Source organism: Pseudomonas veronii (assembly GCF_001439695.1).
Lineage (GTDB): Bacteria > Pseudomonadota > Gammaproteobacteria > Pseudomonadales > Pseudomonadaceae > Aquipseudomonas > Aquipseudomonas veronii.
Map to the genome: position 1 here is coordinate 22,417 of NZ_JYLL01000030.1, position 26,946 is coordinate 49,362.

Annotated in this window: 22 protein-coding genes and 4 tRNA genes; 5 read left to right on the top strand and 21 right to left on the bottom strand. The window is 62.2% G+C overall.

The genetic code is table 11. The features are described from left to right. Positions 1–9 precede the first annotated feature (9 nt). Both TU80_RS25465 and TU80_RS25470 read left to right on the top strand, forming a co-directional pair. A complete protein-coding gene (locus TU80_RS25465) occupies positions 10–273 on the top strand; it encodes a hypothetical protein (RefSeq protein ID WP_046382646.1) in 264 nt (87 codons plus the stop codon). Between the two features lie 95 nt (positions 274–368). Further along, complete coding sequence (locus tag TU80_RS25470; protein WP_017847684.1) at positions 369–665, top strand: hypothetical protein; 297 nt, start codon at positions 369–371, stop codon at positions 663–665. Positions 666–684: 19 nt separating this feature from the next. Here TU80_RS25470 and TU80_RS25475 read toward each other — a convergent pair whose 3' ends face one another. Further along, positions 685–1,362 carry an HAD family hydrolase gene (locus TU80_RS25475; RefSeq protein ID WP_057005678.1) on the bottom strand — a complete coding sequence of 226 codons (678 nt, stop codon included), beginning with the start codon at positions 1,360–1,362 and terminating at the stop codon, positions 685–687. A 545-nt stretch (positions 1,363–1,907) separates the two neighbouring features. Then, positions 1,908–1,984, bottom strand: a tRNA-Val gene (locus TU80_RS25480). A gap of 184 nt (positions 1,985–2,168) precedes the next feature. Between TU80_RS25480 and TU80_RS25485 the strand changes: the two genes are divergently transcribed. Further along, positions 2,169–3,452, top strand: coding sequence for an NAD(P)/FAD-dependent oxidoreductase (locus TU80_RS25485; protein ID WP_057005679.1), 1,284 nt, complete (start codon positions 2,169–2,171; stop codon positions 3,450–3,452). Between the two features lie 224 nt (positions 3,453–3,676). Here TU80_RS25485 and TU80_RS25490 read toward each other — a convergent pair. The 19 genes from TU80_RS25490 to leuC all read right to left on the bottom strand — a co-directional run bounded on the left by TU80_RS25490 (position 3,677) and on the right by leuC (position 22,562). Next, positions 3,677–3,753: transfer RNA gene (locus tag TU80_RS25490), tRNA-Asp, on the bottom strand. Positions 3,754–3,858: 105 nt separating this feature from the next. After that, positions 3,859–3,935, bottom strand: a tRNA-Asp gene (locus tag TU80_RS25495). 55 nt (positions 3,936–3,990) lie between these two features. After that, positions 3,991–4,066 (bottom strand) — tRNA-Val (locus tag TU80_RS25500). Positions 4,067–4,173: 107 nt separating this feature from the next. Further along, a complete protein-coding gene (locus TU80_RS25505; protein WP_017847688.1) occupies positions 4,174–4,938 on the bottom strand; it encodes an SDR family oxidoreductase in 765 nt (254 codons plus the stop codon). Positions 4,939–4,949: 11 nt separating this feature from the next. Continuing rightward, positions 4,950–6,161: an O-succinylhomoserine sulfhydrylase gene (locus tag TU80_RS25510; protein ID WP_057005680.1), complete on the bottom strand. Its 1,212-nt coding sequence runs from the start codon at positions 6,159–6,161 to the stop codon at positions 4,950–4,952. A 65-nt stretch (positions 6,162–6,226) separates the two neighbouring features. Beyond that, positions 6,227–7,732: an amidophosphoribosyltransferase gene (gene purF / locus TU80_RS25515; protein ID WP_017847690.1), complete on the bottom strand. Its 1,506-nt coding sequence runs from the start codon at positions 7,730–7,732 to the stop codon at positions 6,227–6,229. Between the two features lie 41 nt (positions 7,733–7,773). Beyond that, a complete protein-coding gene (locus TU80_RS25520) occupies positions 7,774–8,331 on the bottom strand; it encodes a CvpA family protein (protein WP_057005681.1) in 558 nt (185 codons plus the stop codon). Positions 8,332–8,588: 257 nt separating this feature from the next. Then, complete coding sequence (locus tag TU80_RS25525; RefSeq protein ID WP_046382642.1) at positions 8,589–9,242, bottom strand: SPOR domain-containing protein; 654 nt, start codon at positions 9,240–9,242, stop codon at positions 8,589–8,591. Then, complete coding sequence (gene folC, locus TU80_RS25530; RefSeq protein ID WP_057005682.1) at positions 9,226–10,533, bottom strand: bifunctional tetrahydrofolate synthase/dihydrofolate synthase; 1,308 nt, start codon at positions 10,531–10,533, stop codon at positions 9,226–9,228. Before folC ends, TU80_RS25525 begins: the two co-directional genes overlap by 17 nt. Next, the gene (accD, locus tag TU80_RS25535; protein ID WP_046382640.1) at positions 10,530–11,450 is read right to left on the bottom strand and encodes an acetyl-CoA carboxylase, carboxyltransferase subunit beta; all 921 of its coding nucleotides are present in this window, start codon (positions 11,448–11,450) and stop codon (positions 10,530–10,532) included. Before accD ends, folC begins: the two co-directional genes overlap by 4 nt. 244 nt (positions 11,451–11,694) lie before the next feature. Beyond that, entirely contained in the window at positions 11,695–12,327 is a 633-nt protein-coding gene (locus TU80_RS25540) for a phosphoribosylanthranilate isomerase (RefSeq protein ID WP_057005683.1), read from the bottom strand. A gap of 64 nt (positions 12,328–12,391) precedes the next feature. Next, on the bottom strand, positions 12,392–13,216 hold the full coding sequence (gene truA, locus TU80_RS25545; RefSeq protein ID WP_046382638.1) for a tRNA pseudouridine(38-40) synthase TruA: 825 nt from the start codon (positions 13,214–13,216) through the stop codon (positions 12,392–12,394). A gap of 158 nt (positions 13,217–13,374) precedes the next feature. Further along, positions 13,375–15,927: a FimV/HubP family polar landmark protein gene (locus TU80_RS25550; protein ID WP_057005684.1), complete on the bottom strand. Its 2,553-nt coding sequence runs from the start codon at positions 15,925–15,927 to the stop codon at positions 13,375–13,377. A 162-nt stretch (positions 15,928–16,089) separates the two neighbouring features. Next, positions 16,090–17,100, bottom strand: coding sequence for an aspartate-semialdehyde dehydrogenase (locus TU80_RS25555; RefSeq protein WP_057005685.1), 1,011 nt, complete (start codon positions 17,098–17,100; stop codon positions 16,090–16,092). 176 nt (positions 17,101–17,276) lie between these two features. After that, complete coding sequence (asd, locus tag TU80_RS25560; RefSeq protein ID WP_017847701.1) at positions 17,277–18,389, bottom strand: aspartate-semialdehyde dehydrogenase; 1,113 nt, start codon at positions 18,387–18,389, stop codon at positions 17,277–17,279. Between the two features lie 64 nt (positions 18,390–18,453). Further along, the gene (gene leuB, locus TU80_RS25565) at positions 18,454–19,536 is read right to left on the bottom strand and encodes a 3-isopropylmalate dehydrogenase (RefSeq protein WP_017847702.1); all 1,083 of its coding nucleotides are present in this window, start codon (positions 19,534–19,536) and stop codon (positions 18,454–18,456) included. A 52-nt stretch (positions 19,537–19,588) separates the two neighbouring features. Further along, on the bottom strand, positions 19,589–20,353 hold the full coding sequence (locus TU80_RS25570) for a class I SAM-dependent methyltransferase (protein WP_046382636.1): 765 nt from the start codon (positions 20,351–20,353) through the stop codon (positions 19,589–19,591). A 135-nt stretch (positions 20,354–20,488) separates the two neighbouring features. Further along, on the bottom strand, positions 20,489–21,133 hold the full coding sequence (leuD, locus tag TU80_RS25575; protein ID WP_046382635.1) for a 3-isopropylmalate dehydratase small subunit: 645 nt from the start codon (positions 21,131–21,133) through the stop codon (positions 20,489–20,491). Positions 21,134–21,143: 10 nt separating this feature from the next. Further along, positions 21,144–22,562, bottom strand: a complete 1,419-nt coding sequence (gene leuC / locus TU80_RS25580) for a 3-isopropylmalate dehydratase large subunit (RefSeq protein ID WP_046382634.1) — start codon at positions 22,560–22,562, stop codon at positions 21,144–21,146. 147 nt (positions 22,563–22,709) lie between these two features. Here leuC and TU80_RS25585 point away from each other — a divergent pair, with 147 nt between their 5' ends. Both TU80_RS25585 and TU80_RS25590 read left to right on the top strand, forming a co-directional pair. Next, positions 22,710–23,600: a LysR family transcriptional regulator gene (locus tag TU80_RS25585; RefSeq protein ID WP_017847706.1), complete on the top strand. Its 891-nt coding sequence runs from the start codon at positions 22,710–22,712 to the stop codon at positions 23,598–23,600. A gap of 66 nt (positions 23,601–23,666) precedes the next feature. Then, positions 23,667–26,945 carry an EAL domain-containing protein gene (locus tag TU80_RS25590; protein ID WP_046382633.1) on the top strand — a complete coding sequence of 1,093 codons (3,279 nt, stop codon included), beginning with the start codon at positions 23,667–23,669 and terminating at the stop codon, positions 26,943–26,945. The last annotated feature ends 1 nt before the right edge of the window (position 26,946 follow it).

The window sequence follows — 26,946 nt, forward strand, 5'->3', positions numbered from 1 at the left end:
AGCACATCGATGAGGCCTAGCACGAAGCGACCTTTTGCCGCCCGTTCCTGGATGATCGCCCTGTTCATCGGGCTCGTCTTTGCAGGATTGGAATGCGGCTTGAGGTTCGAAATCAAAGATATCTACGTCACCGATGTGCCGTCATGGCTGGACTTGACGCTGTTGCTCGGCGGCTACCTGTTTGTGTTCTGCCTCAAGCCGATCCAGAAAACCGTCCAGCGCAAAATGTGCCAGCGCGCAGCTCCCGGCGAACACCGGAGAACTACCCACTGACGGCTGATGCCTGGCTATCAGATCGCCGGTATTTACAGCCCTGCAGCAGCACCTATGCTTGGCCTTGCACGGTCGGCTGAAAGGCGTTGAAGCAGATGGACACCCTGAGCAAATCCCAAATCGAATCTGCACTGGCATCGCGCTTGCCCAGCTATAAGGTCGTCTGCACATTACATGCTGACGGCACCCTCTCAGCCATTCTCAGCGGCCCGAACACCGACCACTTCGCAATCACCGGCATCGTGCGCGCACACTATCGCGGCGAAGAAGCGATTGCCCGACTTGCCAATGAGATACTCAGAGAGATGGTGCTGTCGCGCCAGGGCGTGAAAAATTATCCTTTGCACACGCCCGGCGCCCCAGGCACGTGTGAAGAAGGCCACGGCCGATAGAACGCGCGCCCTTTCCCTCTCACTCCATTCGGCGCTCGACGCGCAGCAGGCCTTCAGCGTCGCGCCGCACCTGAAACTGCTCATACCCGTCGATCCAGGCATGCGCAGTCACCATGGGTGTCAGGTGCGTCGAGGTCACGACCATCACATCCGCGCCCGCCGCCTCCCCCGCTCGGATCCCCACCGTCGCATCTTCGAATACCAGGCAGTCCTGGGCCGCGACACCCAGACGTTGCGCACCCAGCCTATAGCAGGCGGGATCCGGCTTGCCGTTGGCGACATCCTCGGCCGTCACCCACACCGCCGGCGGACTGATGCCCGCCGCCTGTAGGCGCCGTAGCGCCAACTCCCTGGGGGCGGACGTCACCAACGCCCATTGATCGCTGGGCACATCATTCAAGAACGCAACGGCACCGGGAATCGCCACGACACCCTCGACATCATTCAGCTCGGCCTCGGTGATCCATTGCGCCTCAGCCTCAGGATCGACCCCAGGCAACGCCTGACGCCTGATCGTATCGATCGCCCGCGCGCCATGAATGGTGGTCAGGAACGCCGCCACATCCAGGCCATGACGTTCAGCCCAGATACTCCACACCCGTTCGGCAGCCGCAATGGAGTTGAGCAAGGTGCCATCCATATCGAACAGGAAGGCGCGATAACGCTGGGCAAATACGGCTGAACCGGGGATGGACACGGTGTGGCTTCCTCGCAGGCGACGACAAAAATAGACTCGAGGCAATCTACGGATCACCTCGACGCTTGTAAACGCCAACAGCGCTCACGCGACGCATCCCCGGCGCTACAGCGGCAGAGCCCAGGGCGGGGCGACGTGTTTCGAGTGGTTTTTTCCAAGGCGGGAGAATTGTTGCTGCAGACCGACAAACCGTGGGGGGGGTGATCGCCTTGTGTCGGCCCGGCGTGAAGATTCTCATTCAGCCACTACACTCAACAAAGCAACCGCACGTTCTGTGCATCGTTCAGGGCAAGATTGCCGACAAAGAGGCTAGCCACTATGTACGCCGGACAAACGCATATGGAAACGTTCAATGGCGAAATTCTCGGCCAGATGTTCGTCCAGATCATCTGTCTGCTAGCGGTGGCTCAGCTTTTCTTCTGATCGCCCGCTTCACCGTCCGCCGCGAACGGGGCGTGGCAAAACGACGCCCAAATTTCAGACAACAAAAAAGGGCTCACCTTTCGGTGAGCCCTTCCAGACCGCCCAGCAGAGCGGATTTTGTTTGGTAGGCGCGATTGGACTCGAACCAACGACCCCCACCATGTCAAGGTGGTGCTCTAACCAACTGAGCTACGTGCCTGCTGTGAGGCGGCATTCTACGGAATTCCGGAGGGCTGTCAACATCTTTTTTGCAGCTAACCCTATGAATATGCGAATTTTTTATTTTCGGCCCGTACACCCGTATTTTTCGGGCGGCTGGCACGCGATTTTCAACTCAGGTAGGATCGGGGCACTCGTAAAAAATATAAAACAGAGGTTCCAGGATGGCGAACACCCCCTACCCCCAGTCGTATTACGCCGCGTCGGCGAATGCGGCTCCGCCTCGCCCAGTGCTGCAAGGTGAAGTCGAAACCGATGTGTGCGTGATCGGTGCTGGCTACACCGGGCTCTCCAGCGCGCTGTTTCTGCTGGAGAACGGTTTTCGCGTGACAGTCCTGGAGGCGGCCAAGGTAGGGTTTGGCGCGTCTGGCCGCAACGGCGGGCAGATCGTCAACAGCTACAGCCGCGATATCGATGTGATCGAGCGCAGCGTCGGGCCGAAGCAGGCGCAGTTGCTGGGACAGATGGCGTTCGAGGGCGGCAGGATCATTCGTGAGCGGATCGCCAAGTACCAGATTCAGTGCGATCTGAAGGACGGTGGAGTATTCGCCGCGCTGAACAGCAAGCACATGGGTCACCTGGAGTCGCAGAAGCGCTTGTGGGAGCGTTATGGCCATACGCAGCTGGAGTTGCTGGACGAGCGGCGCATCCGCGAGGTGGTGGCCTGTGACAATTACGTCGGCGGCCTGCTGGACATGAGCGGCGGACATATCCACCCGCTCAACCTGGCGCTGGGCGAAGCAGCAGCCGTAGAGTCCCTCGGCGGCACGATTTATGAGCAGTCAGCCGCATTGCGCATCGAGCGCGGCGCCACCCCAGTAGTACACACCGCCGAGGGCAAGGTCAGGGCGAAGTTCATCATCGTCGCCGGCAATGCCTACCTGGGGAACCTTGTGCCGGAATTGGCGGCCAAATCGATGCCGTGCGGCACGCAGGTGATCACCACCGCACCGCTGGGGGACGAACTGGCCAAAACGCTATTGCCACAGGACTACTGCGTCGAAGATTGCAATTACCTGCTCGACTACTACCGCCTGACCAGTGACAAACGCCTGATCTTCGGCGGTGGCGTGGTCTATGGCGCGCGAGACCCGGCCAATATCGAAGCAATCATCCGCCCGAAGATGCTCAAGGCCTTCCCGCAACTCAAGGATGTGAAGATTGACTACGCCTGGACCGGCAATTTCCTGCTGACCCTGTCGCGCTTGCCGCAAGTCGGTCGCCTGGGCGACAACATCTATTACTCCCAAGGCTGCAGCGGCCACGGCGTGACGTACACGCACCTGGCGGGCAAGGTACTGGCAGAGGCCCTTCGAGGCCAGGCAGAGCGTTTTGACGCGTTTGCCGACCTGCCGCACTACCCGTTCCCCGGCGGGCAACTGCTGCGCACGCCGTTTGCCGCGATGGGCGCCTGGTATTACGGGCTACGGGATAAGCTGGGGTTCTGATGGGAAGGCTTGCCTGGGATGCTGGCACGGCGCACTCAGCCGACGCCATCACAGGCAAGCTTGCGTCCACAGAGGCTGAGGTAGCTTGCCGACACGCGCTGATCAATGCTGAATCGCAGACACAAAAAACCCCGGTCTTTCGACCAGGGTCTTTGCTATCGGGTCAAAGGCAGCCAACGGCTTTCTTTGTGCTGCAAGGCGTTCAGTGGGCCTTGAAGCAGATATGGCGCAGCGGACGGGACTCGAACCCGCGACCCCCGGCGTGACAGGCCGGTATTCTAACCGACTGAACTACCGCTGCGTATCGCTTGACCGGCCGAGCGTAAACCCTCGACCGTCTTTAAACATCTGGCTGATCAGCCTTGGCTGTTCAACCTCAAGCCCGACGAATCGAACCTGGAAAATATGGCGCAGCGGACGGGACTCGAACCCGCGACCCCCGGCGTGACAGGCCGGTATTCTAACCGACTGAACTACCGCTGCGCGTCGGTGCAACCTTTAACGTTGCGTCTTACCCTAGGGCAAAACTCTCAAGAAGTGGTGGGTGATGACGGGATCGAACCGCCGACCCTCTGCTTGTAAGGCAGATGCTCTCCCAGCTGAGCTAATCACCCTTTGCTTCGTTGAGGCCGCGAAATTTACGCAGATAGCGGACCTAAGTCAATAGCCTGCTTGAAGTTTTTCTGAAAAAGACAAAATAGTTTCAAGACGGCTATCCACCCTACTCGCTGTAAATCATCTTCTTGCTCATGCCGCCGTCCACCACAAACTCCTGGCCGGTGACGAACCCGGCCTGGCGCGACAGCAGCCATGCCACCAGCGCCGCCACGTCCTCCACCGTGCCAACCCTGCCCGTCGGATGCTGGGCGTGGTCGGCGTCGGTCAGCGGCTCTGCGCGACGGGCTGCCGGATCACGCGCATCGATCCAGCCAGGGCTGACGGCGTTGACCCGCACTTCCGGGCCAAGGCTCATCGCCAAGGCGTGTGTCAGGGCCAGCACGCCGCCCTTGCTCGCCGCGTAGGCTTCGGTGTCCGGCTCCGACTGCCGAGCCCGGGTCGAGGCCAGGTTGACGATCGCACCGCCATGGGCGCGCAGGTACGGCGCACAGTGCTTGGCCAACAGCATCGGGCCGCTGAGGTTCACCGCCAGCACGCGATTCCAGGAGGCCAGGTCAAGGCTTTCAAGGGTGATATTGCGCGGGTCGGCCACCGCCGCATTGCACACCAACGCATCCAGGCGCCCGAACTGCCCAAGCACTTCAGCGACGCCCTGGGCGACTTGCTTCTCGTCGGCCACGTCCATGGTGATAAACCAGGCGTTCTCGCCGAGCACCTTGGACACCTTGGAGCCGCGCTCGCGGTCCAGGTCAGCCAGCACCACCTGCCAGCCTTCGCTGATCAGCCACGCCGCGATCCCCAGGCCAATGCCCCGGGCGGCGCCCGTCACCAGCGCGACGCGGCCGTTACCGCCCGCAGCCGCCTCCATGGACCACTCGATCACAAGGCCGCCAGCCCACGGGCCAGATCAGCCTGCAAGTCAGCGACGTCTTCAAGCCCCACCGCAACACGGATCAGGCTGTCGCGAATACCCGCCGCTTCCCGCTCCTGCGGCGCCAGGCGGCCGTGGGACGTTGTGCTCGGATGGGTAATGGTGGTCTTGCTGTCACCCAGGTTGGCGGTGATCGAGATCAGGCGTGTCGCGTCGATAAAGCGCCAGGCGCCCTCTTTGCCGCCTTTCACTTCAAAACTCACCACCGCACCGAAGCCGCGCTGCTGGCGCTGGGCCAATGCGTGCTGCGGATGGCTCTTGAGGCCGGCGTAGTGAACCTTCTCGATACCGTCCTGCTGCTCCAGCCACTCGGCCAGGGCCTGGGCATTGGCACAATGGGCTTTCATCCGCAGGCTGAGAGTCTCCAGGCCCTTGAGGAAGATCCATGCATTGAACGGGCTCAGGGTCGGGCCGGCCGTGCGCAGGAAACCCACCACTTCTTTCATCTGCTCGCTACGCCCCGCCACCACACCGCCCATGCAACGGCCTTGGCCGTCGATGAACTTGGTCGCCGAATGCACGACAACATCCGCACCCAGCTTCAACGGCTGTTGCAACGCCGGCGTGCAGAAGCAGTTGTCGACCACCAGCATGGCGCCTTTGGCATGCGCGACTTGCGACAGCGCGGCGATGTCTACCAACTCGGCCAGCGGGTTGGACGGCGACTCGACGAACAGCAGCTTGGTATTGGCTTTGATTGCCGCATCCCAGCCGGAAAGATCCGCCAAAGGCACGTAGTCCACTTCGATACCGAAGCGCTTGAAATACTTCTCAAACAGGCTGATGGTCGAACCGAACACGCTGCGTGACACCAGCACATGGTCGCCGGCGCTGCACAAGCTCATGACCACCGCCAGGATCGCCGCCATGCCGGTCGCCGTGGCGACCGCCTGCTCAGCGCCTTCCAGTGCGGCGATACGCTCTTCGAACGCGCGCACGGTCGGGTTGGTGTAACGGGAATAGACGTTGCCCGGCACTTCACCGGCAAAACGCGCAGCGGCGTCGGCAGCGGTGCGGAACACATAGCTGGAGGTGAAGAACATCGGATCACCGTGCTCGCCTTCCGGCGTGCGGTGCTGACCGGCGCGCACAGCCAGGGTATCGAAAGCTACGCCATCGAGGTCGCTGTCCAACCGACCGGCATCCCATTCCTGACTCATGCTGCGACTCCTTACTCAATGCTTTGTTTAAGATACAAAACCGGCCCCTCAGGGCCGGTGTTTACTCAATTGTTGTACAGATCGATGATCGCACTGACCGCCTGGGTCTTGATCTTCGACGAGTCGTTACGCGCCTGCTCGATCTTGTTCAGGTAAGCCTCATCGACATCACCGGTCACGTATTTGCCGTCGAACACCGCGCAGTCGAACTGCTCGATCTTGATCTTGCCACCGCCGACCGCTTCGATCAGGTCGGAAAGGTCCTGATAGATCAGCCAATCGGCACCGATCAGGTCGGCTACGTCCTGGGTCGTGCGGTTGTGGGCGATCAGCTCGTGGGCACTCGGCATGTCGATGCCGTACACGTTCGGGTAACGCACGGCAGGCGCGGCGGAGCAGAAGTACACGTTCTTCGCGCCAGCTTCGCGGGCCATCTGGATGATCTGCTTGCAGGTGGTGCCACGCACGATGGAGTCATCCACCAGCATCACATTCTTGCCGCGGAATTCCAGTTCGATGGCGTTGAGCTTCTGACGTACCGACTTCTTGCGCGCCGCCTGGCCAGGCATGATGAACGTGCGGCCGATGTAGCGGTTCTTGACGAAGCCTTCACGGAACTTGACGCCCAAGTGGTTGGCCAGCTCCAGCGCAGCGGTACGGCTGGTGTCCGGGATCGGGATCACCACGTCGATATCGTGCTGAGGGCGCTCGCGCAGGATCTTGTCGGCCAGCTTCTCGCCCATGCGCAGGCGCGCCTTGTACACCGAAACGCCGTCGATGATCGAATCCGGACGCGCCAGGTAGACGTGTTCGAAGATGCACGGGGTGAGTTTCGGCGCAACAGCGCACTGGCGGGTGTGCAACTTGCCATCTTCGGTGATGTACACCGCTTCGCCCGGCGCCAGGTCGCGGATCAGGGTGAAGCCCAGCACGTCCAGGGACACGCTTTCGGAGGCGATCATGTACTCGACGCCTTCATCGGTGTGACGCTGACCGAACACGATCGGACGGATGCCGTGCGGGTCACGGAAACCGACGATGCCATAACCGGTGACCATCGCCACTACCGCGTAACCACCGACGCAACGGTTATGCACGTCGGTGACGGCGGCGAACACATCTTCTTCGGTCGGCTGCAGCTTGCCGCGCTGGGCCAGCTCGTGCGCGAACACGTTGAGCAGCACTTCCGAGTCAGAGTTGGTGTTGACGTGGCGCAGGTCAGATTCGTAAATCTCCTTGGCCAGCTGTTCAACGTTGGTCAGGTTACCGTTATGCGCCAGGGTGATGCCGTAAGGCGAGTTGACGTAAAACGGTTGAGCTTCGGCCGAGGTCGAGCTACCGGCAGTCGGGTAACGCACATGGCCAATGCCCATGTGCCCGACGAGGCGCTGCATGTGACGCTGATGGAACACGTCACGTACCAGACCATTGTCCTTGCGCAGGAATAACCGGCCGTCGTGGCTGGTCACAATACCGGCAGCGTCCTGGCCGCGGTGCTGGAGGACGGTTAGCGCGTCATACAGCGCCTGATTGACGTTCGACTTACCGACGATACCGACGATGCCACACATGCGACGCAACCCCTACTTAATGAATCTTGACTGAACACTGCTTACTGAGGCGTTTTGGCCGGTAAGAGGTGCTCCTTGAACGGAAGATCAGCGGGTATGCTGATCCCGCTGGCCAGCCACTGACTGCTCCACCCCAAAATGAGGTTCTTGGACCAATCTGCAACCAATAGAAATTTTGGCACGAGTACCGACTCCTGCCACCACGAATCCTGCTGTACTGGCCCCAGGCTCAACAGCCCGACCGCCACGACCACCAGCAACGCGCCACGCGCAGCGCCGAAGGCCATGCCGAGAAATCGATCGGTCCCGGAGAGGCCGGTGACACGTATCAACTCGCCAATAAGATAATTGACCATTGCTCCCACCAGCAGCGTGGCGATGAACATGATGGCGCAGCCCGCGATGACGCGAGCCGAAGGTGTCTCGATGTACCCGCTCAAGTAGACCGACAGCGAACCGCCGAACATCCAGGCGACGACTCCTGCAATGATCCAGGTCAGCAACGACAGTGCTTCTTTTACGAAGCCGCGGCTTAGACTGATCAAAGCGGAGATGGCGACGATTGCGACGATCGCCCAATCAACCCAGGTAAATGGCACGGTGCAGCCTACAGACGGATAAGGCGGCGCATTTTAGCAGAGCGCCGGGCTATCGGTAAGCTGTGATTGCGGGTGCTTTGCAAAACAATAGTTTGTGACGAGTTAAGCGCATTTCAAGGCCCGCACAAAACCAAAGTGGGAGGGGGCTGGCTTCCGATGGCGGTGGGTCAGTCAGCACAACCGATACTGATCGACCGCCATCGGGGGCAAGCCCCCTCCCACATTTGACTGCATTCCAAGCTGAAAGCGGCGTGAACTCAGCCGCGTTCAGGCTGGAAACGCACCACAAAACCGTTGAGATTCTGCTGACGCCCCAACAAATCGCGCAGGCGGTCCGCCTCGGCACGCTCGATCAACGGCCCGATAAACACGCGGTTCTTGCCATCGGCGCTGCGGATGTAAGCGTTGTAGCCCTGACTGCGCAGTTTTTTCTGCAAGGCCTCGGCGCTTTCGCGATTGGCCAGGCTGGCCAACTGGATCGACCAACTGATCGGCAGGCCATTCGGGTCGATACGGCTCTGACCCACGTCCGGTTTGCCCGGCGCGGCAGGCTGCGGCACGACCGGCTTGGGGGCAGGCGCTGGCGCGGCGGGCTTGGCAGCGACGGCAGGCGCCGGCTTGACCACAGGCACACTCGGCTGCACCGGCATCGAAGGGGCCGGCTGCGCGGCCAATTCCTCATCGGCCGGCACCGGCTCTTCTTCAGGCAATGCCTGCGGCTCAGGCACCACCACCGGTTCAACCTGCACCTGAGGCACGACCGGCGCCTGGGGCGCTGCCGGGGCCTCAACGACCACCTGGCGCTGTTCGTCCTGACGGGAAAACAGCATCGGCAGGAAAATCACCGCCAAGGCCACCAGCACCAGGGCACCGACCATCCGCTGCTTGTATGCGCTATCCAGTAATGCCATGTGCAGCTTCCTCCGTGGAGCGCCGGGCCAACCATTCGAGCGCCTCGGCAACACAATAAAATGACCCGAACAACAGAATCTCATCCTCGGGCGTGGCAACCGCACACTGCGCTTCAAGGGCCGCAGTGACACTTGCATACGACGCCACGCGCGCACCAAGGTTCTGCAGGGCCGCCTCAAGCTCCGCGGCCGGACGGCTGCGCGGCGTGTCCAGGGGCGCCACGGCCCAGGCCTGGACATTCCCCAGCAACGGCGTCACTACGCCCTCCAGATCCTTGTCGGCCAGCAAGCCGAACACCGCCAGGCGGCGACCGACCGGCGCTATACGCGACAGGCGTTGCGCGAGGTATTCGGCGGCGTGGGGGTTGTGCCCCACATCCAGCAGCAGGTTCAGGCGCTTGCCCTGCCAATCGAAGGCACGGCGATCGAGACGCCCGACGATCCGCGTCGCCAGCAATGTACGAGCAATCTGCGCAGGATTCCACGGCAGATCCAATAGCAGATAGGCTTGCAGGGCGAGCGCGGCGTTTTCCATCGGCAGGTTCAGCAGCGGCAGGTCATGCAACGCCACGAGCTGGCCGCGCGCATCACGCCCGCGCCACTGCCAATGCTCAGCACCGACCTCAAGATTGAACTCACGCCCGCGCAGGAAGAATGGGCAATCCAGCTCCCGCACCCGGTCGAGCAACGTCTGCGGCGGGTCCAGATCACCGCACAGCGCAGGCTTGCCCTGGCGGAAGATGCCGGCCTTTTCATAGGCCACGGATTCACGGGTATCGCCCAGGTAGTCGACATGGTCGACACCGATGCTGGTGACCAGCGCCAGGTCGGCATCCACCACGTTGACCGTATCCAGGCGCCCGCCCAGGCCCACTTCAAGCACGACCACGTCCAGGCGCGCCCGTTCGAACAGCCAGAACGCCGCCAGAGTGCCCATCTCGAAGTACGTCAGGGAAATCTCACCGCGCCCGGCATCGAGCGCGGCGAAGGCTTCGCAGAGCTGCTCGTCAGTGGCTTCCACACCATTGAGTTGCACCCGCTCGTTGTAGCGCAGCAGGTGCGGCGAGCTGTACACGCCGACCTTCAGGCCTTGGGCCTGCAGCAGCGCTGCGACAAAGGCACAGGTCGAGCCCTTGCCGTTGGTCCCCGTTACCGTGATCACTCGCGGCGCCGGGCGGCCCAACCCGAGGCGGGCCGCTACCTGTTGCGAGCGCTCCAGGCCCATGTCGATGGCGGACGGATGCAACTGCTCAAGGTAGGCGAGCCATTCGCCCAGGGTACGTTGGGTCATAGGTTTGCAGGCACCGGCGGCACGACGATCGGCTCAACCTTCGGCGCGATGTAGACCGGCGTCGGCAGGCCCATCATTTGCGCGAGCAGGCTACCCAGGCGTGGACGCAACTCGCCACGGGCGATGATCATGTCGATCGCACCGTGCTCCAGCAGGAATTCGCTGCGCTGGAAGCCTTCCGGCAGTTTTTCGCGAACGGTCTGCTCGATCACACGCGGGCCGGCAAAGCCGATCAGGGCCTTGGGCTCGCCGACGATCACGTCGCCCAGCATCGCCAGGCTGGCGGAAACACCGCCGTACACCGGATCGGTCAGCACGGAGATGAACGGAATGCCCTCTTCCCGCAGACGCGCCAGCACCGCGGAGGTCTTGGCCATTTGCATCAGGGAGATCAGGGCTTCCTGCATGCGCGCACCACCGGAGGCTGCGAAGCAGATCATCGGGCAGCGGTTTTCCAGGGCGTAGTTGGCGGCGCGCACGAAACGCTCGCCGACGATGGCACCCATGGAACCGCCCATGAAGGAGAACTCAAACGCCGACACCACGACCGGCATACCCAGCAGCTTGCCGCTGACCGAAATCAGCGCGTCTTTCTCACCGGTCTGCTTCTGTGCAGCGGTCAGGCGGTCCTTGTACTTCTTGCCGTCACGGAACTTGAGGCGGTCAACCGGCTCCAGGTCCGCGCCCAGCTCGTTACGGCCGTCGGCGTCGAGGAAAATGTCGATGCGCGCGCGAGCGCCGATACGCATGTGGTGGTTGCACTTAGGGCAAACGTCCAGGGTCTTTTCCAGCTCCGGGCGGTACAACACCGCGTCGCAGGATGGGCATTTGTGCCACAGACCTTCAGGAACCGAGCTTTTTTTCACCTCGGAACGCATGATCGAAGGGATCAGTTTGTCTACTAACCAGTTGCTCATGCTTTCTTTCTCCAGTACCGGTGGCTTGAACACAGCCCCGCGTATGCCCTTGAGCTAAATTCATATGTGGCGATGACACATGCAGGACGGGGTCAGACGTTCGACCAGCCATTTCCCGCATGTTTCCTCAGCCTTCCAGACAACCTGCCCGTGCAGGGTTGCCACTTCATTTCCGGGCCTCCCGCAGGTGGCACCGGGCTGTTTTACACAGTGGTAGTTATGGACGGCGGCAGACTGCCAGCCGTCACATCACGCCATCGCTGTTGCGCACAGCCTGCATGAATGCGCGAATCTTGCCGTGGTCCTTGATGCCCTTGCCCTGCTCTACCCCACCGCTGACATCCACGGCATACGGCCGGACCTGTTCGATCGCCGCCGCGACATTGGCGGGGGTAAGCCCGCCGGCCAGGATGATCGGTTTGCTCAACCCCTCGGGGATCAGCGACCAATCGAAGGCTTCGCCGGTGCCGCCGGGTACGCCTTCGACGTAGGTGTCCAGCAGTATCCCGCGCGCGCCGGTGTAGGCCGCGCAAGCGCCGGCGATATCATCCCCGGCTTTGACTCTCAACGCCTTGATATACGGACGCTGGTAGCTTTCGCATTCGTCAGGGCTTTCATCGCCGTGAAACTGCAACATGTCCAGTTGCACGGCATCCAGGGTTTCGTTGAGTTCGCAGCGGCTGGCATTGACGAACAAGCCCACGGTGGTCACGAACGGCGGCAGTGCGGCGATGATCGCCCGCGCCTGCAGCACATTCACCGCCCGCGGGCTCTTGGCATAAAACACGAAACCGATGGCATCCGCCCCCGCTTCGACTGCCGCCAGCGCGTCTTCTATGCGGGTAATCCCACAAATCTTGCTGCGAACGGCTGACATGTCGTGGAAACCTCAGGGGTTGAACCGAGAAAGTCCCGGATGGTAACAAAAGCTTTTCCGGGCGTCAGCCGCCAAGTTCGCTGAAACCTGTGAGGAAGTGTGGCCCGATGAAGCGCTGCGGCAGCTCGAACTCGTCGCGGTACTCCACTTCCACCAGATACAGGCCAAACGGATGCGCCGTGACGCCGCCGGTCCGCCGAATACGGCTTTCCAGTACTTCCCTGGCCCACTCCACCGGGCGCTCGCCGGTGCCGATGGTCATCAACACACCGGCAATGTTGCGCACCATATGGTGCAGGAACGCTCCGGCGCGGATATCCAGCACGATCATCTTGCCGTGACGCGTCACCCGCAAGTGATGGACTTCCTTGATCGGTGACTTGGCCTGGCACTGGCCGGCACGGAACGCGCTGAAATCATGGACGCCAACCAGATGCTGCGCGGCTTCGGCCATGCGCTCGGCATCCAGCGGGCGGTGGTTCCAGGTGATTTCTTCGTTGAGGTGCGCCGGGCGGATCTGATCGTTGTAGATCACATAGCGGTAACGCCGGGCGATCGCCTTGAAGCGCGCATGAAAGTGCGCCGGCATGACCTTGGCCCAACTGACACTGACGTCATGGGGCAAATTGATATTAGCGCCCATCACCCACGCTTTCATCGAGCGCTCGGCCTGGGTGTCGAAGTGAACCACCTGGCCGCAGGCGTGGACGCCCGCGTCGGTACGCCCGGCGCACATCAGCGATACCGGCGAGTCGGCGACTCTGGACAGGGCCTTTTCCAGGGTTTCCTGCACCGTCAGCACGCCGGACGCCTGGCGCTGCCAGCCGCAATAGCGCGAACCTTTGTATTCCACGCCCAGGGCGATGCGGTAAAAGCCTGCAGCCGCCATTTCGGCAGCCGGGTTATCTATATTTGCCAAGAACTGAGAGCCTGATGAGTTGCGCAAAGGCGGGCATTATAAGGCGCTGCGCCCCAGACGCCATGTGTTTGGTACCGGCAATGCAAAACGGCGGCCCGAAGGCCGCCGTCTGGGTCATCCCGTGGCGATTACACCAGTCGGCCAAGCATTTCCTTGGCTTCGCCGCGCTGGGTTTCATCGCCCTCGGTCAGCACTTCGGAAAGAATATCCCGCGCGCCGTCCGTATCGCCCATGTCGATATAGGCCTGGGCCAAATCCAGCTTGGTTGCGACCTCATCGGTGCCGGAGAGGAAGTCGACCTCCGGTTCGTCACCGCCCAGCGCCGCATCTTCGGCGGTGAAGGACGGCTCGATCGGCGGGTTTTCCAGGCTCTGGGACAGACGATCGAGCTCGGCGTTGACGTCATCCAGCTCCGAGGCGAACGCATCGGGTTTGGCCGCCGGGGCGTCCGGCTCGTCAGCCAGGGACAGGTCGAAGTCTTCCGGCAGGTCGAGGTCGTCCAGGGCGGCCGGGGTCAGGGTCGGCGGTTCGACCGGCGACACGTCCTTCATCTGATCTTCAAGCCCCGAAAGGAAGTCGTCATCGGACTGGGACGCCGGCGGGTCCAGTTGCAGGTCGAGGTCAAAGTCCGACAGATCTTCCGGGCTCGGCTTGGCATCGGTCTGTTGCTGCAGCAGCGCTTCGAAGGTCTGCTGATCGGTCTTGTCCAACGCCGCTGGCGAAGCCGCCTCCAGCTCGTCCAGACTCAGATCGAAATCAGTATCGAACGGCTCCGCTTCTGCCGTCGCTTGCGGCGCGGCGGCCGGCTTGTCTTCCAGCAGATCCTTGACGTATTGAGCGTCCATCGCGGCGGCGGCCACGGCGGCACTCACTCCCGCCGCCAACACGGCCATGGCCGGGAAGCGCGACTTGAGCTGCTCGACCTGGGCATGGTTTTCACCATTGGCCACCAACTGACGCTCCTGGACGACAAAACCGTCCTTGTCGTTCTGCAGGCCGTAGACTTCCATCAGCTTCAAGCGCAGGTCGCTGCGCTTGGGTTCGTACTTGATGGCTTGTTCCAGCACATCGGCCGCCTGGTTCAAGTGACCGCGGTCGATATGGGATTGGGCCTGGACCAGCGCATCATTGGTGTTTTCCGGCGCTACGGCGCCAGCCAGTGGCGCAAGCACCGAGGCCGCGCTTGGTGCCGCTGCCGGCGCGACCACAGGTGCCGGCGCAGGCGCAGGCGCGGCGGTCAACGTCACGTTCGGTGCCGGTACTTCCAGGCCAGCGAAGCTGTCCGGTGGCAGATCAAGGTCGATGTTCGAAGCGAATTCCGGCTCTTCGGACAGGGCCCGCGCCATGCGCAGGTGCTTTTCTTCTGCGCGACGGGCATTGCGATGACGCGCCCACAGCAACAGGAGCAACAACGCCACCACGCCGGCCGCGCCGCCGATGACGCCAAGCACAATCGGGTTGGTCAGCAGTTCGTTGAATTTGTCTTCGCTGGTCGCAGGCACGGCGTCGGGCTTGATCGGCTCGGCCACCGGGGTCGCGGTGGCGGCCGGCTCAGCGGGCGCGACTGCAGCGGCCGGCGGCTCACCTGCCAACTGCGCGGGCATGACCGCAGTCGCCGGGGTTGCCGGGGCGCCTTTTTCAGCCTGCAACCTGGCCAGTTGATCGTTTTTCAGTTGGATCAGCTTTTGCAGCTTGTCCAATTGGCTCTGCAGGTCTGCGGCGCGACTTTTCAGTTCTTCGTTGTCACGGCGTGTGGTGTCGAGCTGTTCCCGGGCCATCGCCAGCTTGTCGCTCAGGGCCTGGCCATCACCCGCCTTGCCCTTCGCGCCCTTCTTGGCGGAGTCGGCCGAAACCAGACTCAAGTTGTCCTTGGCGTTGGTGCTCGCCGGCGCATTACCAGCCTGGGTGCGCTTGGTGGCGTCCAGTTGTTGCTTACCGGCCGTCTGGTGGGGCGCGGCACGGCGGCCCTGGCGCCAGGCGACGTTCTGCGCGGTCACTTCGGCAATGGCCTTGGGCTGCGGTAACGCCGTGCTTTGTACGGTATCCGGCAGGCGCAGCACATGGCCGGTTTTCAGACGGTTGATGTTGCCGCCGATAAAAGCGTCAGGGTTGAGTGCCTGGATCGCCAGCATGGTCTGCTGCACAGAAGCGCCATTACGGTGCTTCTCGGCGATTTCCCACAGCGTGTCACGGGCCGTGGTGGTGTGCTGGGCCGGCACGCTCAACGCGGGCGCGCTCAAACGCGGCGTGGCTGCGCTGTTGGTCGGCGTCGACTGGTCGAACTTGGCCGGGTCGAGCAGCACGCTGTAGTCACGCATCAAGCGGCCATTGGGCCATTGCACTTGCAGCAGGAACCGCACGTAGGCATCAGGCAACGGCTTGCTGGACGTGACACGCACCACACTGCGCCCGGCCGGGTTGATCACCGGGGTGAACGTCAGGTCATTGAGGAACGCCTGGCGATCGACGCCGGCATCGACAAACGCCTGGGACGACGCCAGGCTCGGGGTGATCTCGGAGGCCGTGAGGCCGCCGACGTCGAGCAATTCGATTTCCACCGACAACGGCTGGTTCAACTTCGACTTGAGGGTCATCTCCCCCAGCTGCAGCGCCTGCGCCATACCGGAGGACAGCGCCGAGGCGGCCGCTATTGCTAACACCAGTTTGCGAACTTGAACCATAGCCTCATCCTTTGTTTGAACACTCCCCGGCCTGCGAGAAGGTTGGTAACCGTTGCCATAAGGCACGGCGAGCCGATAGGTCACCGACACGCAACTGTTCCTGCTTGGGGCCAAGCATAGCGCCTGGTTAGAATCAATCTACAAATTGCCGCCAAGTATCTTTTACACAAGGCCTTTTATCAACAACTGCGCCAGCTGCACCGCATTCAGCGCGGCGCCTTTACGCACGTTATCTGACGTCAACCACAGATTTAGTTCCGCCGGATCGTCCACCCCCGCACGCACTCGTCCGACGTAGACTACATCCTGGCCGACGGCATCACCCACGGCTGTCGGGTAATCCCCCTCCTCCACCCGCTCGATACCCGCTGCGGCGTCGAGCGCACGGTTGACGGCGGCAAGGTCGACCGGCGAACCCAATTGCAATGACACAGTCAAGCTATCGCCAAAAAACACCGGGGCTTGAACGCAAGTCGCAGAAATCTTTAGTAAAGGAGTTTCCAGCACAGCGCGCAGTTCGTGTACGAGACGTTTCTCCAGCGCTGTATGACCTTGGGCATCCGGCGTGCCGACTTGTGCCAACAGGTTGAATGCCATCTGCCGATCAAAGAACTTGGGCTCCAGCGGGCGCACATTCAGCAACTCGGCGGTTTGGCGCGCCAGCTCGCTGACCGCTTCACGGCCCTGGGCAGACACCGCCAGATTGGCGGTAACGCTGACACGCTGGATATCCAGAATCCCACGCAGCGGCGCCAGCACCACCGCGAGGTTGGTCGCGGACGGGCTCGGGCTGCCGAGCTGGAACGGCTTTTTCAAGCCATCCAGCACATGGGCATTGGCTTCCGGCACCACCTGAGGCGCTTGCGCGGCCGGCAATGCGCCCGACAAATCGATCACCGAACAGCCGGCCGCCGTGGCGCGTGGGGCGAAGCTCAGGGTCACCGCCGGGCCGGCGGCGAAAAACGCCAGTTGCGCCTTGCTGAAGTCAAACTCATCGACTTCCCGCACGCGCACGTTCTTGCCACGGAACGGCACCGACGCGCCCGCGGAGTTGCTGCCCGCCAGCAGGTACAAGGTGCCCACCGGGAAAGCCAGCTCTTCGAGGATCTGCACCAGGGTTTCACCGACGGTGCCGGTGGCGCCGATCACGGCGATATCAAAGGTCTGGGTCATGGGAGCTGCCTCGGGCATTGCGGGGGGGAGCGGCACTTTACCGGGTGGTGGGGGGTGAGGCAATTGGGCTGGGCCTTGCGGTGCGACGATTCGACTTGCTCCCGATGCCTTCCTGAAAGCCAACAAAAAACCCGCGCCTGTCACCAGTCGCGGGTTTTTCTTAGTGCCTCAAGCGATCAACGCTCCAGCAGAATCCGCAGCATGCGCCGCAGCGGTTCGGCCGCGCCCCACAGCAACTGGTCGCCGACGGTGAACGCGCCCAGGTACTGGGTGCCCATGTTCAGCTTGCGCAGACGCCCCACCGGAACATTCAGGGTGCCGGTGACCTTGGTCGGGCTCAGCTCCTGCATGCTGATTTCGCGGCTGTTCGGCACCAGCTTGACCCAAGGGTTGTGCTGGCTGATCAGCCCTTCGATATCGGCGATCGGCACGTCTTTGTTCAGCTTGATGGTCAGCGCCTGGCTGTGGCAGCGCATGGCGCCGATACGCACGCAGATGCCGTCCACCGGGATCGGGCTCTTGAAGCGACCGAGGATCTTGTTGGTCTCGGCCTGGGCCTTCCACTCTTCACGGCTCTGCCCGTTCGGCAGCTCCTTGTCGATCCACGGGATCAGGCTACCGGCCAACGGCACGCCGAAGTTCTCGGTCGGGTAGGCGTCGCTGCGCATGGCCTCGGCCACACGGCGGTCGATGTCGAGGATCGCGCTGGCCGGGTCGGCCAGTTGATCGGCGACCGCCGCGTGGGTCGCGCCCATCTGCTTGATCAGTTCGCGCATGTTCTGCGCGCCGGCGCCGGACGCCGCCTGATAAGTCATGGCGCTCATCCACTCGACCAGGCCGGCTTCGAACAAGCCGCCCAGGCCCATCAGCATCAGGCTGACGGTGCAGTTGCCGCCGATATAGTTCTTGGTGCCAGCGTCGAGTTGCTGGTCGATGACCTTGCGGTTGACCGGGTCGAGCACGATCACCGCATCGTCCTGCATGCGCAGGCTGGACGCAGCATCGATCCAGTAACCCTGCCAGCCGGCTTCGCGCAGCTTGGGGAACACTTCGCTGGTGTAGTCGCCGCCCTGGCAGGTCAGAATCACATCGAGGGTTTTCAGCTCTTCAATGCTGTAGGCGTCCTTGAGCGGCGCAATATCCTTGCCCACGGACGGCCCTTGGCCACCCACGTTCGAAGTGGTGAAAAACACCGGCTCAATAAGATCGAAATCCTGCTCTTCCAGCATCCGCTGCATGAGCACGGAACCGACCATACCGCGCCAACCGATCAGACCTACACGTTTCATCGCAACTACACCTTGTTAAAAAGTGGGCCGACTTGCAGCAACAACTGCAAGCGGGCCCGAGAGATTACAGATTCCGCAACGCGGCGACTACTGCGTCGCCCATTTCTTGCGTACCGACTTTGGTGCAACCCTGCGACCAGATGTCTCCGGTGCGCAAGCCCTGGTCCAACACCAGGCTCACGGCCTTCTCGATGGCATCCGCCGCGTCGCCCAGGTTGAAGCTGTAACGCAGCATCATCGACACCGACAAAATGGTCGCCAGCGGGTTGGCGATGCCAAGGCCTGCGATGTCTGGCGCCGAACCGTGGCACGGCTCGTACATGCCCTTGTTGTTAGTGTCCAGGGACGCCGAAGGCAGCATGCCGATGGAACCGGTGAGCATCGACGCCTGGTCGGACAGGATGTCGCCGAACAGGTTGTCGGTGACGATCACGTCGAACTGCTTCGGCGCGCGCACCAGTTGCATGGCGGCGTTGTCGACGTACATGTGGCTGAGTTCGACGTCCGGGTAGTCCTTGGCGACTTCTTCGACGATTTCGCGCCACAGCTGGCTGGAGGCCAGGACGTTGGCCTTATCGACCGAGCAGATCTTCTTGCTACGCACGCGGGCCATGTCGAAACCGACCCGGGCGATACGGCGGATTTCGCTCTCGCTGTACGGCAGGGTGTCGTAGGCCTGGCGCTCGCCATTCGGCAGTTCGCGCACACCGCGCGGCGAGCCGAAGTAGATACCGCCGGTCAGCTCGCGCACGATCAGGATATCCAGGCCCGCCACCACTTCCGGCTTGAGGCTCGACGCGTCGGCCAGTTGCGGGTAGAGGATTGCCGGGCGCAGGTTGCCGAACAGGCCCAGTTGCGCGCGGATCTTCAGCAGGCCGCGCTCAGGGCGGATGTCACGCTCGATCTTGTCCCATTTCGGGCCACCCACGGCGCCGAGCAACACGGCGTCGGCCGCACGGGCGCGGTCCAGGGTCTCGTCGGCCAGGGGCACGCCGTGCTTGTCGATGGCAGCGCCGCCGATCACGTCGTGGCTCAACTCGAAGCCCAGGTTGTACTTGGTGTTGGCCAGTTCCAGGACTTTGACCGCTTCGGCCATGATTTCCGGACCAATACCGTCGCCTGGGAGAATCAGAATCTGCTTGCTCATGCGTTCCTCATTTCATCATGCGACCCGCCCTGGGGCAGGTCGGGAAAAATACTCAGCGTTCGGCCCAAACCACCAGCACGTCGGTGCTGAAGGTGCCGTCGGCTTGAATTTCGTAATAATCGCGGACTTCCTGGCCCATTGCCTGTTGCAGCTCAAGAATCGCCGCACGCAAAGGCGCTGGTGTACGCATGCGCTCGACCCACGAGGTGTATTCCAGGCGCAGGCGCTGGCGGCTGCTGTTGCGCACATGCAGACCGGCTTCGCTGAGCTGGCGCATCCATTCGGCGGCGGAGTAATCGCGCACGTGGCTGGTGTCGCGCAGCACTTCGACGGTTTGCAGGTAAGTGTCCAACAGCGGGCTGCCCGGTGACAAGACATCGACAAACGCCGCCACGCCACCCGGCTTGAGCACCCGGCGCACTTCGCGCAGGGCCAGGCCGAGGTCGCTCCAATGGTGCGCCGAATAGCGGCTGAACACGAAGTCGAATTCGCCATCGGCGAACGGCAAGCGCTCAGCAGCGCCGTGGACCGTGCGGATATTGCCCAGGCCACGGTCTGCGGCAGCGGCGGCGACCACGTCGAGCATCTGCTGCGACAGGTCGTAGGCCACCACTTCTTTTACCAGCGGCGCCACATGGAAACTGACATGACCGGCGCCGCAGCCCAAATCCAGCAGTCGCGCAGCGCCGTGCCCGGCCAGTTCGGCCTGGAGCAGCGCAAATTCAGTACCTTGGGCGTGTACGGCACTGCTCAGGTAGGCCGAGGCCTGTTCACCGAATTGTTTTTGCACGACTTGGGTGTGGGCGGCTTTGGTCATGGTGAGTTTCCTGGGTTTTGTGTGGTTAACACTGACCCCATCGGGGGCAAGCCCCCTCCCACATGTTGATGTGTGAACACGTTCAAATGTGGGAGGGAGCTTGCTCCCGATGGCGGCGGTCCTGCCTACATCACATCAAGCATCGCGAAACAACCAAGGCTGGCTGGCCCGGTGCTTGGTTTCAAACGCGGCAATCGCATCGCCGTCCTGCAAGGTCAGGCCGATGTCGTCCAGGCCGTTGAGCAGGCAGTGCTTGCGGAAGGCATCCACTTCAAAGTGGTACACCTTGCCGTCCGGACGGGTCACGGTCTGCGCGGCGAGGTCGACGGTCAGTTCGTAGCCGGGGTTGGCTTCCACTTGCTTGAACAGTTCATCCACTTCGGCATCGCTCAAGATGATCGGCAGCAAGCCGTTCTTGAAGCTGTTGTTGAAGAAGATGTCGGCGTAGCTCGGCGCGATGATGCTGCGAAAGCCATATTCTTCCAGGGCCCACGGCGCGTGTTCGCGGCTGGAGCCGCAGCCGAAGTTTTCCCGCGCCAGCAGCACGCTGGCGCCCTGGTAACGTTCGGCGTTGAGCACGAAGTCCTTGTTCAGCGGGCGCTTGGAGTTGTCCTGGTAGGCGTAGCCCACGTCCAGGTAGCGCCACTCGTCGAACAGGTTGGGGCCGAAACCGGTGCGCTTGATCGACTTCAAGAACTGCTTGGGGATGATCTGGTCAGTGTCCACGTTGGCACGGTCCAACGGCGCGACAAGACCAGTGTGTTGGGTAAAAGCTCTCATCGGGTATTCCTCAGATCAATTCGCGAACGTCGATGAAACGACCGTTGACGGCAGCGGCGGCGGCCATGGCCGGGCTCACCAGGTGAGTACGCCCACCGGCGCCCTGACGCCCTTCGAAGTTACGGTTGGAGGTCGACGCGCAATGCTCGCCGGACTCCAAGCGGTCCGGGTTCATCGCCAGGCACATGGAGCAGCCCGGTTCACGCCATTCAAAACCGGCTTCGAGGAAGATCTTGTCCAGGCCTTCCGCTTCGGCCTGGGCCTTCACCAGGCCCGAACCCGGCACCACGATGGCCTGCTTGATGGTCGAGGCGACTTTGCGGCCCTTGGCGATCACTGCCGCGGCGCGCAGGTCTTCGATCCGCGAGTTGGTGCAGGAACCAATGAACACGCGATCCAACTGAATGTCGGTGATCGCCTGGTTGGCTTTCAAGCCCATGTACTTCAAGGCGCGCTCGATGGAACCGCGCTTGACCAGGTCGGCTTCCTTGGCCGGGTCCGGCACGTTCTGGTCGACGGCCAAGACCATTTCCGGCGAGGTGCCCCAACTGACTTGCGGCTTGATCTGGCTGGCGTCCAGTTCCACCACGGTGTCGAACACGGCATCGGCGTCGGAGACCAGGTCTTTCCAGGCCTCAACGGCGGCATCCCAGTCGGCGCCTTTGGGGGCGAACGGACGGCCTTTGACGTACTCGACGGTTTTTTCGTCCGCCGCCACCATGCCCACGCGGGCACCGGCTTCGATGGACATGTTGCAGATGGTCATGCGGCCTTCGATGGACAGGTCGCGAATGGCGCTGCCGGCGAATTCGATGGCATGGCCGTTACCGCCGGCGGTGCCGATCTTGCCGATCACGGCGAGCACGATGTCCTTGGCGGTCACACCGAAAGGCAATTGGCCTTCGACGCGCACCAGCATGTTCTTCATTTTCTTGGCGACCAGGCACTGGGTGGCGAACACATGTTCCACCTCCGAGGTGCCGATGCCATGGGCCAGGGCGCCGAACGCGCCGTGGGTGGAGGTGTGGGAGTCACCGCAGACCACGGTCATGCCGGGCAAGGTCGCGCCCTGCTCCGGGCCGATCACGTGGACGATGCCTTGGCGCACGTCATTCATCTTGAATTCGGTGATGCCGTATTCGTCGCAGTAGTCGTCGAGGGTCTGCACCTGCAAACGCGACACGGTGTCGACAATGGCGTCGATCCCGCCCTTGCGCTCCGGGGTGGTCGGCACGTTGTGATCCGGGGTGGCGATGATCGAGTCGACGCGCCAAGGCTTGCGCCCGGCCAGCCGCAGGCCTTCGAACGCTTGGGGCGAGGTCACTTCATGGATGATGTGACGGTCGATATAGATCAGCGACGAGCCATCGTCGCGCCGTTTCACTTCATGGGAATCCCAAAGCTTGTCGTAAAGCGTTTTGCCGGCCATCAGTCGGTCCTCATCAGCGGTCTTTCTATGCCCCGGGTCTTGAGACATTCAATAACCCTTTGGCTTGTGAGGCTGATGGTATGGCGCTACATTAAATAACTCAAATTCATATTTTTTATGCTTTGGATTACCAACTGGAATACCACAATGGACCTGGCCAACCTCAATGCTTTTATTGCCATCGCTGAGACCGGCAGCTTCTCCGGCGCCGGTGAGCGCCTGCACCTGACCCAACCGGCCATCAGCAAACGCATTGCCGGCCTCGAGCAGCAACTGAAAGTGCGCCTGTTCGATCGCCTGGGCCGTGAAGTCGGCTTGACCGAAGCCGGGCGCGCCCTGCTGCCGCGCGCCTATCAGATTCTCAACGTCCTGGACGACACCCGGCGCGCCCTCACCAACCTCACCGGTGAAGTCAGCGGGCGCCTCACATTGGCCACCAGCCACCACATCGGCCTGCATCGCCTGCCGCCGATCCTGCGCACCTTTACCCGGCAATACCCCAACGTGGCGCTGGATATTCAGTTTCTTGACTCGGAAGTGGCCTACGAAGAGATCCTGCATGGCCGCGCCGAAGTGGCAGTGATCACCCTGGCGCCCGAGCCGCACAACCTGGTGCGCGCCACCCCGGTGTGGGACGACCCGTTGGATTTCGTGGTGGCGCCGGAGCACAGCCTGACCCGCAACGGCTCGGTCACCCTGGCGGACATCGCCGGGCACCCGGCGGTTTTCCCCGGCGGCAACACCTTTACCCATCACATTGTCAGCCGCCTGTTCGAGGCCCAGGGCCTCACGCCGAACATCGCGATGAGCACGAACTATCTGGAAACCATCAAAATGATGGTGTCCATCGGCTTGGCGTGGAGCGTATTACCGCGCACCATGCTCGACGATCAGGTGACAAGTATCGCTTTGCCGGGCATACAACTCAGTCGCCAGCTAGGCTATATCGTGCATACCGAAAGGACACTGTCGAACGCTGCGCGGGCTTTTATGAGCCTCTTGGATGCACAGGTCGAGCTGCCAGGGACACCGGCATGAAGCTGTGCGGCCTCAAGGCCTGAATAAAACCGCGCCGAACGCCCATCGAGCCAAGGCTTTTTGATAATGCGCAATCCCGTCGACCCTATGCCACCCCTGCCCCGCATTTACGCCCTGGACCCTGAAGAGGCGGAACAAAGCTGGGACAGCGCCCCGCAACTGCTGGCAGCGCTCAACGCTGCACGGCTGGGTGCATGGTGCTGGGAAATCGATACCGGGCGTATCAGTTGGTCGCGGGGCACCCAGGCGCTGTTCGGCTTCGACCCGCGCCAACCGTTGCCCAAGGATCTGGAGTACCTGGACCTGCTCGCGCCGCAAGACCGCGCCCGGGTGATACGCGCGTTTCACGCGGTGCTGGCCGGCGAGCCGTTCGAGCAGGCCATGCACCACCACATCCAGTGGCCGGATGGCAGCCAGCACTGGCTGGAAATCAACGGCAGCCTGGCGCCGGACAAAACCGGCCGGCGCCGCATGATCGGCGTGATCCGCGAGACCACCCGCCAGCGCGAACGGGAACACGCCCTCAGCCACTCCGAAAAGCGCTTCGCCACGCTGTTTCACTTGTGCCCGAACATGGTCCTGCTCACCCGCCAGTCCGACGGCTTGATCAGCGAAGCCAACCAGTACTTCCAGATCCTCTTCGGCTGGCCGGTCGCCGACGCCATCGGTCGCACCACCCTGGACCTCGGCCTGTGGCTCCACCCTGAACAGCGTGCGCAGTTGGTCAGGGCCACCCAGCGCAAGGGCGAACCCATCACCATGGAAGTGCAATTCTGTGCCAGCAACGGGCAGATCCACGATGGCACGCTCTGCGCGCAGAAGGTCGAGCTGGACGGCGAGGCCTACCTGATCAGCACCTTTCTCGACACCACCGAGCGCAAAAACGCCGAGCAAGCCTTGAAAGACAGCCAGGAGCGCCTGGACCTGGCCCTGGACTCCGCGCAATTGGGCACCTGGGACTGGCACATTCCCACCGGCATGCTCTACGGCTCGGCCCGCGCCGCCCAACTGCACGGCCTGCCGGCGGAAGCGTTCCATGAATCGTTCGAGGCGTTTTTCGAGGGCATGCCCAAGGAAGAGCGCGAGAATATGCGCAACGCCTATCGCACCCTGCGCGAAGGCCCGGCCGGCAACTATCAGCTGACTTACCGTGTACAACTGGAAGACGGCAGCCCGCGCTACCTGGAAAGCCGCGCACGCCTGTACCGCGACGAAAAAGGCGCGCCACTGCGCATGGCCGGCACCCTGCTGGACATCACCGACCAGGTCGAGCGCGAACAACGCCTGAGCGCCTCCGAAGAAAAATTCGCCAGCCTGTTCCAGGCCAGCCCCGACCCGATCTGCGTCACCCGCCTGGACAACGGCGAGTTCATCGAGATCAACCCCGCGTTCACCCAGACCTTTGGCTGGACGGCCGCCGAAGTGATCAACATGAGCGCCGAACAGATCGGCTTGTGGGACGAGTCGAGCCAGCGCCTGCAACGCATCGAACAGGTGATTCGCGACCAGGCGCTGAACAACGTGGCGATCATCGCGCACCACAAAAGCGGCCAGGCCCTGACCTGCGTGATTTCCAGCCGGATGATCAAGGTCGGCGACCAGCCGTGCATCGTCACCACCCTGCGCGACATTACCCAGCAGCAACGCTCCGAGGCCGCGCTGAAGGCCAGCGAAGAAAAATTCGCCAAGGCCTTCCATTCCAGCCCCGACGCGATCTCCATCACCGAACACGACACCGGCCGCTATGTGGAGGTGAACGACGGGTTCTGCCGCTTGACCGGTTTTCGTGCCGAAGATGTCATCGGCCTGACGCTGTACCAGGTCGGCATCTGGGCCGATGAAAACCAGCGCGCGGTGCTGCTGGCCGAACTGCAACTCAAAGGCCGTATCCGCCATTTGGAAATGCTCTGGCACAACAAGCGCGGCGATGTGCTGGCGGTGGAGGTTTCAGTCGAGCCGATCACCCTCAACGAAACCCCTTGCCTGTTGCTGACCGCGCGGGATGTGAGCCTGTTGAAAAACGCCCAGGCGCAGATCCGCCACCTGGCCTACCACGACCCGCTGACCAACCTGCCCAACCGCGCACTGCTGATGGACCGCCTGAGCCAGCAGATCGCCCTGCTCAAGCGCCATAACCTGCGCGGTGCATTGCTGTTTCTCGACCTCGACCACTTCAAGCACATCAATGATTCCCTCGGTCACCCGGTGGGCGACACCGTGCTGAAAATCGTCACCGCGCGCCTCGAAGCCAGCGTGCGTATGGAAGATACCGTGGCGCGCCTGGGCGGCGATGAGTTCGTGGTGCTGCTCAGCGGCCTGGATGGCACGCGCACCGAAGTCAGCGCCCAGGTTCAGGAACTGGCCGACACCCTGCGTGAATTGCTCTCCGAACCGATGTTCCTCGACGGCCAACGCCTGCAAGTCACGCCGAGCATCGGTGTGGCGCTGATCCCCGATCATGGCTCGACCCCGGCCGACCTGCTCAAACGTGCCGACATCGCGCTGTACCGCGCCAAGGATTCGGGGCGCAACGCCACGCAGATGTTCCACAACAGCATGCAGAAAACCGCCAGCGAACGCCTGCGCATGGAAACCGACCTGCGCCTGGCCCTGTCACGCGGCGAATTCAGCGTGCATTACCAACCCCAGGTGGACGCGCGCGGCAATAAGATCGTCGGCGCCGAGGCCCTGGTGCGCTGGCAGCATCCGCAACTGGGCGCGCAAGCGCCGTCCGAATTCATCAAGGTGCTGGAAGACAGCGGCCTGATCCTCGAAGTCGGCACCTGGATACTCGATGAAGCGTGCGCCGCCTTCGAGCAGTTGATCAAAGAAGGCAAGGTGGACCCGCTGAATTTCAGCCTGTGCGTGAACATCAGCCCCCGGCAGTTCCGCCAGAACGACTTTGTCGAACGGGTCGAGCACAGCCTCAAGCGGCATTCACTGCCTTACTGCCTGCTGAAACTGGAAATCACTGAAGGCATCGTGATCCAGAACCTGGATGACACCATCAGCAAAATGCGTCGCCTGAAAAAGCTCGGTGTGAGTTTTGCGATGGACGACTTCGGCACCGGTTACTCATCGCTCACCTACCTCAAGCGCTTGCCGGTGGATGCGCTGAAGATCGACCAGTCATTCGTGCGCGATGCCACCCACGACCCCAACGACGCCGAAATCATCCGCGCCATTGTGGCCATGGCGCGCAGCTTGAACCTGGAAGTGATCGCCGAAGGCGTCGAAACCCCGGAGCAACTGGCGTTCCTGCAAAAGCTGGGCTGCCACTTGTTCCAGGGCTATTTGCACAGCCGGCCCTTACCGATAGAAGGGTTCAGGCTCTTGCTGGATTGAG